Here is a 15093-nt window from a genome sequence, read left to right on the forward strand (position 1 = left end):
AGCGCCCGCTGAATCATTGACGGAGCGCTCCATAGAATGAAAGCAGCGCGTTGCCGGCGGCGGCAGCCAACAGCCAACAGCCAACAGCCAGGAGCGGAAGATGGGCAAGCCAGCATTCACACTGCATCGGATCGACAGCGCGCCCGCAGCACTGCACAGGCGATATCCCGTACTGCATGCTTTTGATCGATTTGCCGGGGCGGCCACGCGGCAGGCGGGCTCGGCCACGGCATTCGTCCTGGCGGTAGGCATCGTGGTGGCGTGGGCGATAACGGGGCCCATCTTCGGCTTCTCCGAAACGTGGCAACTCGTGATCAACACCGGCACGACCATCATCACCTTTCTGATGGTGTTCCTGATCCAGCAGAGCCAGAACAAGGACGCCGTGGCCGTCCACCTGAAGCTCAACGAGCTGCTGGCCTCGCACAAGGAAGCCAGCAACATGCTGATCTCGATCGAAGAGCTCGACGAGGAGGAGTTGCGCCAACTGATCACGTTCTATCGCCAGCTGGCGCAACTTGCCGACGAGGAAGGCGGGCTCAAGCGCAGCCACTCGCTGGACGAAGCCCGCGAGAACCATGCGGCCAAACACAGGGCACGTGCGGCGCGGCCCACGGGCGGCGGCACGGGCGGCGGCGTTGTGCGTGGCGGCAGCGAAATCCTCGCACACTGAAACGGGCGTCCATACCCCTGCGAGGAGACCGCCGTGGCAGAGATCAGCAAGCAACGCAGCGATGCAATGTGCCGTCGCGTGGTGCTGTACGGCTGCCCCGATTACGCCGATGCCGGCAGCCATCAGTGCGTGACGCTTGCGCAGATCGCGCGCAAGATCGCTGCAGTGGCGGGCTATGTATTCGCGGGTGCGTTCGAGACATGCGGGGAGGAACGCCAGGCAGAGGCAAAACGAAAGGTGTTGCCGTTCTACTTCGTTCCGTCGGATACGGTGGTCGGGCTCGACCATGCTGCCATGCTTGGCATACAAGGCGCAGCCGACCTGTTCGGCGGCGTGGTGCCGTTTGCTTTCGTGTCGACCAAGGCGATCACGCACGGTCTGGTCGCACCAGGAGCCGCTGCGCCCGAGGGCTGGTGCAGTGGATTTGCGGAACGCACGCAGAACATCGTGCTGCCCGGCTTTACCACCTTCACTCGCGACGATGCGGCGCTTGCCGGTCGCAGGCTGCTCGAAGACGGACTAGTGCGCCTGAAAGAGCCGTGCGGGATCGGCGGGCTGGGCCAGCAGGTGGTGGCAGACGCTGCCGCGCTCGACCGCGCGCTGGCCGGAATGGACCGGACTACGCTCGAAACGCATGGCATCGTGCTCGAGCGTGACCTAGACGAGCCGCGGACCTGGAGCGTGGGCCAAATCGAGGTAGCTGGCCTGCGCGCCAGCTACTGCGGCACGCAGGATCTGACCAGCAACAACCGCGGCCACCCCGTCTATGGCGGCTCGACGCTGACGGTGGTGCGAGGTGGATTTGAGGAGCTACTCGCACAGCCCTTTCATGCCCGCGCGCTGGCGGCGGTGCGCGCTGCAACGATCTATCATGAAGCGGCACTGGCCTGCTTTCCAGGCATGTTCCTCTCACGCTGCAACTATGACGTTGCTGCCGGACGTGCAGCAGGGGGCAATGGCGTGAGGGCCAATGCCCATACATTGCTTGGCGTCCTTGAGCAATCATGGCGTGTTGGAGGCGCCACCGGTGCCGAACTGGCTGCGCTGGCGGCATTGCAGGCCCATCCGGAGTGCCGGCGCGTGGTGGCCTCGACCCGCGAAATTTATGGCGTGGGCGCTGAAGTTCCGCCGGGCGCGGAGATCTACTTCCAGGGCGAAGACCGCCACGTCGGGGCATTGACCAAATACGCATTACTGGAGCCTGACGCAAATGGCAACGCATGAAGAAAACGTGGAAATCCAGTCCGAAGGCGGCAGCATCGCCGGCACGCTGATCACGCCGGCCACGAAGCTGCCCGGCGTGCTGTTTGTACACGGCTGGGGCGGCAGCCAGCTGCAATACCTGGCGCGCGCGCGTCAGGTGGCCGGGCTGGGCTGTGTGTGCCTGACCTTCGACCTGACCGGGCATGCCGGCACCAGCGGCCAGTACGAGACCGTCAGCCGCATGCGCAACCTGGCCGATGTGGTGGCCGCCTACGATGTGCTGGTACGGCAACCCGAGGTGGACCGCAACGCGATCACAGTGGTCGGCAGCAGCTACGGCGGCTATCTGGCCGCGGTGCTGAGCTCACTGCGTCCGCTGCGCTGGATGGCGCTGCGCGCACCGGCGCTGTACATGGACGCAGGCTGGGAACTGCCCAAGCGCCGGCTGCATTTTGACCAGGACCTGGTGGCGTATCGCCGGCAGGTGGTGCCGGCCGATACCAATCGCGCCTTGCGCGCATGCACCACGTTCCAAGGCGATGTGCTAGTCATCGAGTCAGAGCAGGACCAGATCGTGCCGCATGCTGCCGTCACCAGCTACGTGGATGCCTGCGTGCAGGCGAACTCGATGACCTATCGCGTGATCAAGGACGCCGACCACGGCCTCAGCGATGAGGAGAGCCAGCGCGCCTACAGCAGCTTGCTGGTGAACTGGCTGCGCGAGATGGTCACGGGAGCGCGTGTGGGTCCGGTGGCGACCGAACGGGCGGCGGAACCTCCTGCGTCCGCTGCGCCGCCGCACGACGATCCGTCAGTGACGGGGCTTGAGCCTACTGGCCCGGCAGCCGGGCACGGTTCGGGAGATGCCGTGCGGCCGGAGACGCCCCATCCTGCAGGCACGGTGGCATCCGCGATGAAGGCCGGACCGCACGGCGAAGACCCATAGCGCCGTTGCTTCCGGCATCCGGTGCACACCACTCTCGAGAGAAGGAGGCGTCTGTCGTGGACAGGACCACGCTGCCGTCCGGTACCTCCGGTAGCTCCGGCACCGACGAATCCCAGCGCAGAGTGCTGCGCGAAGCCGGATTGCGCTATGTCGATGATAGTGCGCCGGGCATCACGCGCCGCCGCCATGGTGGCGCCTTTGCGTATTTCGATGCGAGCGGCAAGCGGGTGCGCGACGTCGCGACGCTGGCACGCATCGCGGCGCTGGCGATTCCTCCGGCGTATGAAGCGGTCTGGATTTGCGCGAATTCGGCGGGGCATCTCCAGGCCACCGGACGCGACGCCCGGGGCCGCAAGCAGTATGTCTACCATCCCGACTGGGGGGGCACTGCGGGATTCCGATAAGTACGCGCGCCTGGCGACCTTCGGCACCGCGCTGCCGCGGCTGCGCGCGCGCGTGGCGCGCGACCTGGGGCGCAACGGCATGCCGCGCGAGAAAGTGGTCGCGGCGGTGGTGCTGTTGCTCGATGTCACGCTCGTGCGTGTTGGCAGCCCGCGCTATGCGCAGCAGAATCGTACCTACGGTATCACCACGCTGCGCCGTCGCCACGTCACCGTGCGTGGCAGCCGCCTGCGTTTCCAGTTCACCGGGAAGAGCGGCATCAGCCACGACGTGGCGATCAATGATCCTCGCCTGGCCCGCATCGTGCGCAGCTGCGTCGACCTGCCCGGCCAGCATCTATTCAAGTATCGCGACAGCGACGGGGAGATCCGCGAGGTCGGCTCGGCTGACGTCAACGCCTATCTGCAGGCGGCAACCGGCGGAGACTTCACCGCCAAGGACTTTCGCACCTGGGCCGGCAGCGTGCACGCGCTGGCAATGCTGCGTACGGCCGGCGCCCACAGTGGCGAGATCGCTCGCAAGAAGCAGGTGGCGGAGGTTATCAGGGCCGTTGCGCAGCACCTGCGCAATACTGTTGCGGTATGCCGAAAGTGCTATGTCCACCCTGACGTAATCGAGGCGTTCATGAATGACGAGTTGCTCGGCTGTGCGCGCATTGCCACCATCAACGGCCTGCGTGCTGACGAGGCGCGGCTCTTGAAACTGCTGTTGCAACGGGCAACGGCGCAATAGCCCAACGGGCCACGTTATCGCACGGCCCGCTGGACGCCGCGGGGCCCGGCAGCTTGCATGCCTGGCGGCGGAAATGTTGATCTAGGTGGGAGGCAGGGCGCCAAGCGGCACTATCACCTTGGCGTCCTCACGCAAAGTGACGACCCGGGCGCGAACGCGGGGTCAGCTCTTGTTGAGGGTCCGGTTAGGCGGGACCGTATCCGCGCCCCGCAGCGCCTCTTCGTCGTCCCCAGTGTCCGAACCCGTCGCCCAGCCGGCTCCCGACGGGCGCAGCACGCGCAGATGGTTCTCCACTTCCATCACGCCGAAGACGGCATCGGCGATTTCCTCGATCACGTACTTCTCGCGACGTTGGCGCACGGTACCGCCCAGCGTGACCACACCGGTGGCAACGTCAACGGTGACGTCGCCAACATCCACCTACGGGTTCATCGCCAGACGTTCGCAGATATCTTCCCGTATGCGCTCGTCCGGACGGCGGTAGCCCTTGGGCCCGACCGGGCGGCGTATTGCGGGCTGGGCGGTGCGCTGGCGATAGCCCGGTTCGTCCGCATAGGCGCGCTGCCCGCCGCTGTATGACTGGCCGCCCTGGCCGAGGTCACTGAAGTACCCGCCGCCAAAGCTGTGCTGGCCACCGCTCTGCGCACGGTCGCGCTCCATGCCTTCGCGCCAGTGCATGGCACGGCCTCCGCGGACATCGCTACGCGGGCAATCTTCGGGGTGGCTGCGATAGCCGCTTTCCTCCGATGCCGGCTCGTAGCCGCCGTAGCCGCCGCTGTATGGATAGTCCCCGCCACCCATGTCGGCCGCGCCGTATTCGCGCCGGCCCCATTGGCCGCGCTCCTGTCCTGCGGGGGTGTCCTGCTGGTACCTGGAGCCGCCGCGCGCTTCGCGCCCGCCGCGCCAGTCTTCGCCCCATTCCTGCCCCCAGTCTTCCGAACCGCGGCCGGGGTTGTGGTCCTCGTGCCGGCGCTCCCGTTCCGCTTCCTGGTTGCGCTGGCGTTGTTCATCGCTCTTCCTGCTACTGTGATTGCGGAAACCGAACATACTTGCCTCCTTGTGATGTAGACGCCGGCCGGCGGCATCCTTGATTGCAAGCGTCGGTGCGACAATCCATGGTCATCCCACAGCAAAAAATATGCCGCCTTGTCCATCATCACTTGGCGATGCAGGGTGCCCGGAACGCGGTGCGCGGCGCAATACACCGTGCGGTGGGGGATCCGCCTGCATTGTTGCGGCACGGTTGTAGCGCGCTTGCGGAAACGAGCACCTGCGCAAGCGGTAATGCAACGATAGGTGCGGGGCTGCCCTTGGAACACCGTCCAGGCTCCGAAACGCGTGTCGGACAATTCCCACAGGGTGGGACAATTGGGAAGGCCGTGCGTGGCCGCGTAGAGGCTCGTGTCGGTAATTTCGATCAGGCGGGTGTATGGCATGTCGGCGCCGGGCACGATGGCGGCGCTACCCGATGCTGGCCGCCACGTTGCGTCCTACCAGCGAGCCACTGTGTGGTTGCCGTACCTCCAGGGCATTGATGCGCTGAGCTTTTTCGGTGAGCACCTGTGCACCGCCGAATGAGTTGGAGGGCAAGGCAGGATCACGGTGGATTCCCCGAGCCGAAGCGCGCCTGGCCGGCAGGCCTGGCGCCAGACCAACCTCTTTGTTGACGCTCTGATCCCGCGACCTGGCCGAGGCTTCGGAGGTGCTGGAGAGGCTGAGCAACCGCACCTTCGAGATGCTCCTTGCCATGGCCTGACGAGGGAATGCGGGGGACACCCGCCCCCTGGCGCTTGAGCTAATCATCCTCGGGCTTCCAATGTAGGTCTATTCCTACAACGGAAACAGAAAGTTCCGAAAACACATTGCGGCTCCACCCACTCAAAAAGATGGCCTTCCCACACTACGCTGGAATCATGGCGGTTGAAGTGGAGTACAGCCATGTATCAATTGTATGAACTGCATAGTGCTGCGTGGGCGCCTTTCCTTCCCTGGCTGCAGGCAAGTGCCAGCTTCTTGGAAGCCTTCGAAAACGTGCCCTCAGCCGTCCCCACCCGCCATCTCGCTGCTGGATTTCAACTGCTGGTGCGGCTATGGAAGCGCTATCCCAAACCACAGTTCGGCTTGGCCAAAACGTTGATCGATGGCCACCGCGTTGCGGTCTCCGAAACCGTGGTGTTGGACAAGGCGTTTTGCCGCCTGCTCCACTTTGAGCGCGCAACGCGTCATAGCCAGCCGGTCGTCCTACTCGTCGCGCCGCTCTCCGGCCACCACGCCACGCTGCTGCGCGACACGGTGCGGGTCATGCTGCCAGACTTCGACGTCTTTCTAACCGACTGGCGCGATGGCCGCGAAGTCCCGCTCGCCGCGGGCGCCTTTCATCTTGACGACTATGTCGCCTACATGCGCGAGTTCATCGATTACCTGGGACCGGACCTCCATATCGTCTCGATATGCCAATCGACCGTGCCGGTGCTCGCCGCGGTTTCCCTGATGGCAAGCCGTGGCGAGCCCACACCGAGGAGCCTCACGCTGATCGGCGGCCCGGTCGACGCGCAGCGCGAGCCCACGACGGTCGACGAGCTAGCCGTCAACAAATCGCTCGACTGGTTTGAACGAGAAATGATCGACACGGTGCCGGCCCACTACCCTGGCGCGGGCCGCAGGGTCTGTCCGGGCTTTCGTCAGCGCATGGCCTTCATGGCGATGAAAGCGGATCACCACCTGAGATCGCACCTGAACTATTACTTCGACGTGGCCGCAGGCAACACAGAGGCGGCTCAGATGCATCGAAGTTTCTATGACGAATACAATGCCGTGCTCGACATGGCTGCCGAATACTACCTGGACACGGTGCGGGTGGTCTTTCAGGAATGCCGGCTGGCACGCGGCACCTGGCGCGTGTGTGGCGAGCACGTGCGCCCGGGCGATATCCGGGCCAGTGCGCTGATCACGGTGGAAGGTGAGCACGACGACATTTGCGGCCCGGGCCAGACCCGAGCAGCGCACGATCTTTGTACAGGTATCGAAGCTTCCCGCAAGCATCACCTGACGGCTCGCGGCTGCGGCCACTACGGCATCTTCTCCGGTACCAGATGGCGCACTGAGGTCTACCCGCGCATTCGCTCTCTCATCTATGGGTACACGCCTGTGCCAGCTGCTTGCTGATCGTGCCGGCTGTACACGTCAACATTGCCGGCGGTGCTGCTCTGCTCAATCGGCGAGAGGGTGAAGTTGCCGTTAGCGTCAGCCAAGGTTGCCTTAACCACTACAGCCTCCTCTGCTAGTGACAGTGGCCGCACAGGTGGCGAGCCTGGAACGGCTTTTGCGTGGGACTTCTTTAGCCCGCCGGCAGATGGCGGGCTCGATCAGCGCCGCGGACATCGCATCTGCGTTGGCCCATGCCGGATGACCGCGGGCACTCATGGAGACGACCATGCCAAGAGCATCGAGCATAGCGCAAGCCAGGGCAGATAAGCGGGCGGGCAAGGCGCCGACTACCCAGGCCGGACATTTCGTTCACGACGAGATCGAAGCCGTGCGCCGGGGTAAGCACGGCGTGCGCTCGGCCAAGCAGGCCATAGCGATCGGTTTATCGGAAGCACGCCGCGCTGGCGTTGAGGTGCCACCGAAGAGGGGCGCTACAAAGATGGGGACCAAGTCCACGAGCGCCAAGTCAGTGGTGGCGCCGCGACGGGCTAGTTCAGAAAGCAAGGCTACGCGCGCCCGCGCTGCGCTTGAGGCACTCAAGCGGGAGGGCACGGCCGGTGCTTCGCGTCAGGCGCTGTCCGCTCAATCCAAGCGCGCGGCAAGCACGCGCACTGCGGCGGATCGCTCAGCTTCCGCCAAGAAGGCCGCCATAACCAAGGGGGCAGCCGGCCGCTCCGAAGCGGCTCGCAAGGCCGCGCGCACGCGCGCAACGAGAACACAGGCTGGCCGCTAGCATGAGTGAGCAGCCGGCTGGCGGGGGAGGGCGGCGTGCCTCTCCGGCAACGGAAACCTGCCACAATTCGCTGTGCGGCGTTCGGGCTCTTTGCGCTATCAATGCCGTTGCTCGAATCGTCTCAACAACTTCGGGCAGACGCACGTTAGGATGCTGGCCGGCGCAAGTTGATCGCACTAATACTCGAACATGGCGGAGCTAGATGCTGTCATCCCTGCTCGGAAGCCTCCTGATGCCGACATTCACCAATGCCTTGCCGAAGATCGGCGAGACGGAACGCGCCGCACTGGAATCCGGTACGGTTGGCTTTGAAGGCTGCTTTTTCGAAGGTAAGGCCGATTTCGCGAGGCTTGCAGCGATTCCGGCCGAGCAGTTGACTGAGGAGGAGCAGGAATTTCTTCAGCGGCGCGTACCGGAACTGTGCGGGATGCTCGACGATTTCGCGATTGACGAGGCGCACGATCTGCCGGTGGAAGTCTGGCACTATCTGCGCGAGCATCGATTCTTCGGCATGATCATTCCGCGCGCCTACGGCGGACTCGAATTCAGTCACGCCGCCCATGCCGCGGTCGTGACGCGCATCGCCAGCGTCAACATTGCTGCAGCGGTTACTGTGATGGTGCCGAACTCGCTCGGCCCGTCCGAACTACTGGTTCGCTACGGTACCGAGGCACAGAAGAACCATTACCTGCCGCGCCTGGCGCGTTGCGCGGATTTGCCGTGCTTTGCACTGACCTCTGCGTATGCCGGCTCGGACGCCGCCGCAATTCCAGATATCGGGGTGTTGACGCAGCGCGAATGGAACGGTGCCATGACCGAGGGCTTTGCGCTGACTTTTTCCAAGCGCTACATCACGCTGGCGCCGGTAGCTACGTTGGTTGGCCTTGCCTTCAACGCCATCGACCCGACCCGTCCCGCCGGCACGCAGCAGTTGGGCATCACCTGCGCGCTGATCCCGGTGCCGCATCCGGGTCTGCATATTGGCGCACGCCATAGGCCGATGAACAGTGCGTTTATGAATGGCCCGGTGCAGGGAGAAGATGTGTTCATTCCGCTTGACTGGGTCATCGGCGGCAGTCATAACATCGGCAGGGGCTGGCGGATGCTGATGGAATGCCTGGCCGCCGGCCGGGGGATATCGCTGCCTGCGATTGGCGCGGCATTACAGCAAACTTCGCTGTATGTCGCCAACGGCTATGCTCGGCTGCGCAATCAATTTGGTCTGCCAATTCAGCGCTTCCCCAGCATCGCCGCACCGTTGGCGGAAATGGCAATCGACCTGTATGCCACCGATTCTGCGCGGCGGCTAACAACCAGCACGCTCGATCAAGGCGAACAGCCCAGCGTCGCCAGCGCTATCCTGAAATACCATCTGACGGAAGCAGGTCGCCGCGCGATCAACCATGGCATGGACATTCTCGGCGGCAAGGCGATCTGTGCCGGCCCGTCCAATCTGCTGTCTACCGCGTACCGCCATGCGCCGATCGCCATCACCGTCGAAGGGGCCAACATCCTCACGCGTGCGCTGATCATCTTCGGTCAGGGCGCCGTGCGCTGCCATCCCTATGTGCTGAAGGAAATCCAGGCAGTCGAACAACGCAACGTCATTGCGCTCGGCGACGCTGTGCTTGGGCATGGCGGTCACTTGTTGCACTGTTTCTGGGGCAGTCTGGCCCATGCGTCGCGGGTGGGCAATGTCCCACCGGGATTCGCGCACGAGGCGCGCAAGATTGCCCGGCTTGCCGCCAAGTTCGCCTTCACCACCGACATTTGCATGGGGGTACTCGGAGGCAAGCTGAAGCGGCTGGAACTGCTGTCGTCGCGGCTGGGCGATGCACTATCTCATCTTTACATGGCATGCGCCTGCTTGTGGCGCTACGCCGGGCAACCGGAGGCCGAACTCGCTCCTATCGTGCGCGGCGCCATCCGGCACCAGATCTGGCTCGCCAGCGAAGCCTTGCATGGGCTTTATGACAACGTATCGAATCCAGTGTTGAGGATAGCCGGCAAGATCGCGCTACAGGGACTCAGCCCAATCCACCGACTGCGCGATTCGGAAAAGATTGCGATCGCTGATGCTCTCGGCGACACGCGGGTGATCCGCCGACTGTGCCCCGATATCGAAACGCCAAGGGCAGGGGGCCTGCGCGATTTGTATGATTTGCTGGCGCTGGCGCAGGAACTCGGCGAGACGGAGAGCCAGCGCCTGGCCGGCGCCATTCGCGAACTCAAAACGCTGGAAGACATCGCCGCGACCTCCTCGGCCCAAAATGCCCTTGCTTTCCTACGCGCGCTTTACAAAGTCATCCAGGTGGACAGCTTCCCCGCGGATGGTGCGGCTCGACCGCCTCACGCCTCAGAGTCGCTGCGCCAATAGCGGCAGCGACAACGGTCATCGGGGTATTCGGCATAAATGCCTCTGTGAATTGCTGAGGGCTCTGCGCGCCGCGTACGCCGCGCGTGCCGGTGGTCGCCTGCACGGGCCAGCACAGGCCGGCGACCCTGCCCGGGGCGCGGGAGGCAGGCTTCGATGCGTTCCTGCCCAAGCCGATGACGCTGGAAGAGCTGGCGGAAGCTGTACGGGCCCTGGCCAAGATCCGCAAGCCGTTGACGCAGATGCATGATGAAGTGCGTGAAATTATTGGCTAGCGGAACGCGCCGGCGGCCCCGGAAGCCAGGTTGATGCCCTGGGGCCGCTCCCTTCGCGTCGGTGCCGGCGTGGCTCACGATGCTGGCTGGCGGCTAGCCGCGGTAGTGTAGTGGTGCAGCGAGGGTGTCGAGGGCACGTCAGTATTGATAGTGCAGCGAAAGATCGACGACCGTATTGGTCGCCTTCTGCGTGATCGGGCTGTGTGCCGCTGAGCCCGCGAGCTGGCCGACCGCAACGTCGCCGGTGACAAACCAATGCTCGCGAAAGAACCAGATCGCGGAGATGCCCACGCCGTAAGACTTGAGGCCCGCATCGGCCTTGTATTGCGGATAGCCAGAGCGCGTCGCCTGAGCCGAGGTGACGCCGAACCACCGGCTCATGTAGCGCGCATCACCGAAGGTGACGGTGGGGCCGGCAAACCAGAAAAAGCTCTCCGAGCTGCCGGGTAGCGGCAGGTAGGCGCCGATATCGCCGATCCAGCCGTCGGTGCCGCCCAGGCTGCGCCGCACATCGATGCGTACCACCAAGGGGAATGACGCCGACACCACATACTCGCCAAAGAGCTTGGTTTCAACCGCAAAATTGATGTTGCCTAGTCCGTTGAGACGACCGGGATCGTCGGCCATGCGCCGGCCCAGGTTGTAGCCTATCGCCACCCCCGCACGCCAATGGTCCGCGCGCAGCAGGTTCACGCCGATGCCCTCACCGGTGGAAACAAAGAACAGGTCGCGGTAGCGGATATCGAAGCTGGGGCCCGCGAGCACGTGATAGCGCTGGGTCCCTTCATAATACGGTCGCACGCTGGCGGCGGCCCCAACCTGGACCTGCCAGTCGGGCACCTTGGCCTCGTACAGTTTCATCAACGGGACACCGGCCGAATATTGCCACTCGGCCAGCGGCGACGGTGTCTGCGCGCGAGCGCTCAAAGCGGCAGCCGCCAGGCCCATCAGCAGCCAGGCCCATCAGCAGGGCAGTCGGCCACCGGGCCGCGGTACCCGTCGGCTCCGCTGTTGGAGATGGATTGCTGTTATCCGACATTCGTCCTCCGTTACCGGCCGATTGGCCGCGCATAAAGCCGGGCCTGTCGTCGACTAGCTCCATCGAGCCTCGGCACTCGGAGCAAAGGGTATTCGGGTATGTCTTCCTGTTTCACGATGCCACGCTTACTTTGCGTTAAGACTACAAAATCCTTGCGGCTTTTTCAAAGCGCCGCTACGCCGCGGTGGTGCGCCCGGGGCGGCGGTGCCGGCGCCGCCATACTTTGCGTCCGCCGACCTAGCGGGCTCAATTGCGAGGAAAGGCCCGCCACCGGCACCAAACGCAGGCGACCGGGGTAGTCGCCGGTGTGGATCAAGGGTAGCCACTCGTTTTAGGCCCGACTGGACTAGAACTGATGACCAATTTCAAGGTCGCTGGCGAACGAAGGTCCGCACTTGGTAAGCGGCGGATCGGGAAACATGCAATTAGAGCTGGTTCGGCGCGCATCCTGGCCATTCGCGGCCCGCCAGTTCGATGTGGTCGACCAAACGCAGAAGGGAGGTCCGCTGATCGGGCGCGAGTGCGACAAAGGTGCAGCCGATGTGATGCATGGCACGTTTGCCATCCCAGGCTATACCGTGCCCGACTTCCTGGAGGTCAAATTCCAGTTCGCCCTGGTTGCGAAAGTCGAGCCTGCACTTCTGCAAGATCGTTCCCACCGGTAACCGGTTATCCATGTAATAGCAGTTCCAGTTTCTCCCGCTGTGCGATCACCGTGGCAGCATGGATAGCTTCTTCCTGGCTGAGGAAGTGAGCGCCTTCACCCTTCTCACCTTCATAGACAACGTCCAACCCCGTCATGTGTGGGATTACGTGTACCTTGCGTTGCGACGTTGAGTCCATGGCGGCTTCCTACTGATGTAGGAGATGTTCTTTCAATCGTATCCAGCTTTCGGGGAACTCGGGTGCTTGGCGAATGGTCGTCGTCATAGACGAAGTCACAACGGCAGCACAGTGCCGCGAAGTGAGTTGGCGGCATGCCATGTGGCCTGCCGTAGTACAGTAGGAGACAGCGATGAAACCAGTCCAGAAGTTCTGTCTTGCCTGCATTATCGGATTGCTCGCCGCTTCGGATGATGCCGCCGCGCTGGAGAACGTGGGCAGCCCCCCTGGAACGCCGGGGCATCCTGAGGCAACTAGAGATAGGACATTGCCAATAGGTGACCCTGGAGGCATGGCGAAACCCGCATCGTCAGCGGAATCGACGACGAAACTGAGCGACGGCGCGATCACGACGAGGGTAAAAGCTGAACTCCTCACCGCGAGAGGGGGCAAGTCCACCGGAATTCGAGTGAGGACTGAGAACGGTGTTGTGCATCTCGATGGCAAAGTGGAAAGCGACTTGGAGAAGTTGACGATCCTGAACACGCCATATCCATGACCGTCGCACCAGCACCGGGTGGGCGAGCGGGGCACAAGCGCGAGCCGGGAAGGGCCCACTCGGAGGGGGGCGGTCTTGCTGGTTCCCCAATCGGGCGCAGTCTCGCTCGAGCGATCCGTAGGAGACGGTCAAAGCCGGCGCCAGCGATCGACTCCAGAGCCGCAACCCATCTCGCCAGGCAATTCGTTCCAGCGAATTCGGCTTCTGAGCACGAAGAGGACGCCGGTCCGGGCCGCCCACCGATACCGGCATGCGGCCCGGACTTGTATCTCACCGCAAACTTTCATGACACTGCCCCTGCCAAGGAACTGCGGCAAGGGGATGAGATGGACATATTTTCCGATTCCGGTTACCGGGGGCAGACAGGCGGATGCAGTCGCAGGGTGATCGCTGGCACATCGCTTCCGGTACCAGCGGAGGATTTGGCTCCTGCAGCGGTTGCATTGCGGCTGGCTTGTCTGTGACCAGGTGGTAGCGGCCGCTTCGAGTGTCGAGGCGGCCATCTTTCACGGCGCCGGCCAGATACGACGGGGGTGTGCACCTGGCTCGATGCCCATCGCCTTGGTGATTTCCTCGTTGGTTGCCGGACCGTGCCCTCGACGGTGGTCGATGGCGCGCCGCACACGGGTCCTTCGGCGCTGAATTTGACATCTGAACGGCGGTCGACGGTGCGAGATCGAATGCGGGCCGGCTCCAGCGATCGTCACTTGGTTTGGCTTCTCGATGGAGTGGTCATTCATCGTCAGCCTCCTTGACCTCCTCGACTTCGATACCTCGGCGCCATACGTCAGCGCGCGCAGGACGGCCTTGTCAAACATCTCGGTGATACGGGTTGAGCCGTCTTCCTTCTACTCGAGCCGCGTGTGGACGACCTGGGCCCACACGCGTTCGTCGGTGATGTCTCTCGCACAACATCGCGTCGATAAGCAGCAGCTCTGGTAGGCCGATTTCAGTGGCCATAGCGATCACGCGCACGGGGATGTAGATCACCAGGCTGTCACCTTCGATCTGGCACATGGTGTCGCCGGTCATGTGTGTACCCCCTAATGGCAGGGACTAACATGCCAAGCGCTGTGCCTTCTGTCTTCGTACCATCGCTGCGACTTGCTTGACACTCCGATGAGCGACTAGGATGGCTCCTGAAACGTGCAGGCTGCCCCCGGCCCGGCGCAAAGTATCCAGACTAATTTGTATGGGAGCAGCGTAATGTCGATCGAAGCGTACAGAGGCTACGTGATTGAGGGTCTCGCGAGGCCGGTTGGGGATGGCATGTATGAGTCTCACGGAATTGTGCAGAGTGGGGGGCAAGGTGGTCCGCATTTTTCTGTGGCATCCGAGGACCTCGGATGCTATGCAACTAGCCAGGAGGCACAGGATCACGCAATTCTCTGGGCGCAGCGATACATCGACAAATTGCTCATCTCGCTCGGCCAATAGAAGGAGAGGCCTGCGAGATTCATCGTCTGTAGCATCGGGGATGGTGTTGCAAGTCATGACTGCACCTCGCTCGATCGACGGCTGGCGAAGTCGGCAGCGGTCAGTTTGTAGGGATGTTCGTTCTCAATTGTGTAGAAGGACGGGGCGCAGTAGGTATGCAGGTAGGCGCGTAGGAAGCGGTTCAAGGTACTGCTGCTCTAAAAGTTCTCGGCGGGCTGCGACTGCTCGATGCCCGGCAATAAGCACTGCTCTGGCATCTGGGCGCGGCAGCTTGGGCGGTATGCTACGGGCGTGGGCGTGCGGTGATGCTGGCGACCAAATTCCCATGGCGCGCCGTCGTTGCGCTGGCGACCGGACTGCTGCTGGCCGCCGGCGGTATGGCGCCCTGGCACTCGCCGCGGCACGATGCCGCCGAGCTGGCGCAGAAGGCGCTGGTCGTTGCCGCAAATGAGCGCTGCACCACCGACGTGGGCAAGGCGAACGACGCCGTGAGCGCGCCTAAGGCGGAAGCGGGCGAGCAGTCTGCTAAGGGCTGGCCAAGGCCGAGGGCCGGGAAGCCACAGCAGAAGGGAGGTCCGGCCGGAGGCTGTCGTAGCCGCTTGCCAGTGGGCGCGGCGGTGGAGCCGGGCAAGCATTTCCGCGCGTGACATATCCCAAGACCTCAGGAACTCCCCAGTTTCGTGGAGCGTCA

At 63.5% G+C, this 15093-nt stretch carries 15 protein-coding genes and 3 pseudogenes; 11 read left to right on the forward strand and 7 right to left on the reverse strand.

Features of this window, described 5'->3' with window-relative positions:
* Nucleotides 1-100: 100 nt before the first annotated feature.
* From OR16_RS03685 to OR16_RS03700, 4 genes and pseudogenes are all read left to right on the forward strand, one after another.
* The gene (locus OR16_RS03685; RefSeq protein WP_006156621.1) at nucleotides 101-673 is read left to right on the forward strand and encodes a low affinity iron permease family protein; all 573 of its coding nucleotides are present in this window, start codon (nucleotides 101-103) and stop codon (nucleotides 671-673) included.
* A 78-nt stretch (nucleotides 674-751) separates the two neighbouring features.
* Nucleotides 752-1897: a DUF3182 family protein gene (locus OR16_RS03690; protein WP_237716920.1), complete on the forward strand. Its 1146-nt coding sequence runs from the start codon at nucleotides 752-754 to the stop codon at nucleotides 1895-1897.
* Nucleotides 1884-2822: an alpha/beta hydrolase family protein gene (locus OR16_RS03695; RefSeq protein ID WP_006156623.1), complete on the forward strand. Its 939-nt coding sequence runs from the start codon at nucleotides 1884-1886 to the stop codon at nucleotides 2820-2822. The genes OR16_RS03690 and OR16_RS03695 overlap by 14 nt, the downstream gene beginning before the upstream one ends.
* Nucleotides 2823-2947: 125 nt before the next feature.
* A pseudogene (locus OR16_RS03700) lies at nucleotides 2948-3956 on the forward strand (DNA topoisomerase IB).
* Nucleotides 3957-4118: 162 nt separating this feature from the next.
* Here OR16_RS03700 and OR16_RS45245 read toward each other — a convergent pair.
* Together OR16_RS45245 and OR16_RS03705 are read right to left on the reverse strand one after the other, a co-directional pair.
* Nucleotides 4119-4376 carry a BON domain-containing protein gene (locus OR16_RS45245; RefSeq protein ID WP_237716921.1) on the reverse strand — a complete coding sequence of 86 codons (258 nt, stop codon included), beginning with the start codon at nucleotides 4374-4376 and terminating at the stop codon, nucleotides 4119-4121.
* Nucleotides 4377-5003: a hypothetical protein gene (locus OR16_RS03705; protein WP_237716922.1), complete on the reverse strand. Its 627-nt coding sequence runs from the start codon at nucleotides 5001-5003 to the stop codon at nucleotides 4377-4379.
* Between the two features lie 891 nt (nucleotides 5004-5894).
* Between OR16_RS03705 and OR16_RS03710 the strand changes: the two genes are divergently transcribed.
* Nucleotides 5895-7121: a polyhydroxyalkanoate depolymerase gene (locus tag OR16_RS03710; protein WP_006156624.1), complete on the forward strand. Its 1227-nt coding sequence runs from the start codon at nucleotides 5895-5897 to the stop codon at nucleotides 7119-7121.
* Between the two features lie 14 nt (nucleotides 7122-7135).
* Here OR16_RS03710 and OR16_RS45250 read toward each other — a convergent pair.
* Nucleotides 7136-7228: pseudogene (locus OR16_RS45250) on the reverse strand (DUF4382 domain-containing protein); the annotation flags it as partial.
* A 161-nt stretch (nucleotides 7229-7389) separates the two neighbouring features.
* On the opposite strand from OR16_RS45250, the gene OR16_RS45255 reads away from it, so the two are divergent.
* The 3 genes from OR16_RS45255 (at nucleotide 7390) to OR16_RS03725 (ending at nucleotide 10545) form a co-directional block, all read left to right on the forward strand.
* Nucleotides 7390-7896, forward strand: coding sequence for a DUF6496 domain-containing protein (locus OR16_RS45255; protein WP_006156625.1), 507 nt, complete (start codon nucleotides 7390-7392; stop codon nucleotides 7894-7896).
* Nucleotides 7897-8098: 202 nt separating this feature from the next.
* Nucleotides 8099-10273 carry an acyl-CoA dehydrogenase gene (locus OR16_RS03720; protein WP_081488654.1) on the forward strand — a complete coding sequence of 725 codons (2175 nt, stop codon included), beginning with the start codon at nucleotides 8099-8101 and terminating at the stop codon, nucleotides 10271-10273.
* Nucleotides 10274-10356: 83 nt separating this feature from the next.
* Nucleotides 10357-10545, forward strand: a complete 189-nt coding sequence (locus tag OR16_RS03725; RefSeq protein ID WP_006156627.1) for a response regulator — start codon at nucleotides 10357-10359, stop codon at nucleotides 10543-10545.
* Nucleotides 10546-10683: 138 nt separating this feature from the next.
* Here OR16_RS03725 and OR16_RS03730 read toward each other — a convergent pair whose 3' ends face one another.
* Nucleotides 10684-11493 carry a MipA/OmpV family protein gene (locus tag OR16_RS03730; protein WP_006156628.1) on the reverse strand — a complete coding sequence of 270 codons (810 nt, stop codon included), beginning with the start codon at nucleotides 11491-11493 and terminating at the stop codon, nucleotides 10684-10686.
* Nucleotides 11494-12003: 510 nt separating this feature from the next.
* Between OR16_RS03730 and OR16_RS39470 the strand changes: the two genes are divergently transcribed.
* Entirely contained in the window at nucleotides 12004-12249 is a 246-nt protein-coding gene (locus tag OR16_RS39470; protein WP_006156629.1) for a hypothetical protein, read from the forward strand.
* 4 nt (nucleotides 12250-12253) lie between these two features.
* On the opposite strand, the gene OR16_RS42780 is transcribed toward OR16_RS39470, so the two are convergent.
* On the reverse strand, nucleotides 12254-12427 hold the full coding sequence (locus OR16_RS42780) for a DUF2188 domain-containing protein (protein ID WP_006156630.1): 174 nt from the start codon (nucleotides 12425-12427) through the stop codon (nucleotides 12254-12256).
* 172 nt (nucleotides 12428-12599) lie between these two features.
* Between OR16_RS42780 and OR16_RS03740 the strand changes: the two genes are divergently transcribed.
* Nucleotides 12600-12965 carry a BON domain-containing protein gene (locus tag OR16_RS03740; RefSeq protein WP_006156631.1) on the forward strand — a complete coding sequence of 122 codons (366 nt, stop codon included), beginning with the start codon at nucleotides 12600-12602 and terminating at the stop codon, nucleotides 12963-12965.
* A 131-nt stretch (nucleotides 12966-13096) separates the two neighbouring features.
* On the opposite strand, the pseudogene OR16_RS45260 reads toward OR16_RS03740, so the two are convergent.
* A pseudogene (locus tag OR16_RS45260) lies at nucleotides 13097-13201 on the reverse strand (IS5/IS1182 family transposase); the annotation flags it as partial.
* Between the two features lie 1254 nt (nucleotides 13202-14455).
* Nucleotides 14456-14587 carry a hypothetical protein gene (locus OR16_RS47175; RefSeq protein ID WP_272942823.1) on the reverse strand — a complete coding sequence of 44 codons (132 nt, stop codon included), beginning with the start codon at nucleotides 14585-14587 and terminating at the stop codon, nucleotides 14456-14458.
* 120 nt (nucleotides 14588-14707) lie between these two features.
* On the opposite strand from OR16_RS47175, the gene OR16_RS03755 reads away from it, so the two are divergent.
* Complete coding sequence (locus tag OR16_RS03755) at nucleotides 14708-15049, forward strand: hypothetical protein (protein ID WP_006156634.1); 342 nt, start codon at nucleotides 14708-14710, stop codon at nucleotides 15047-15049.
* Nucleotides 15050-15093: the final 44 nt, after the last annotated feature.

It is taken from the genome of Cupriavidus basilensis OR16 (assembly GCF_000243095.1).
Classification (GTDB): domain Bacteria; phylum Pseudomonadota; class Gammaproteobacteria; order Burkholderiales; family Burkholderiaceae; genus Cupriavidus; species Cupriavidus basilensis_D.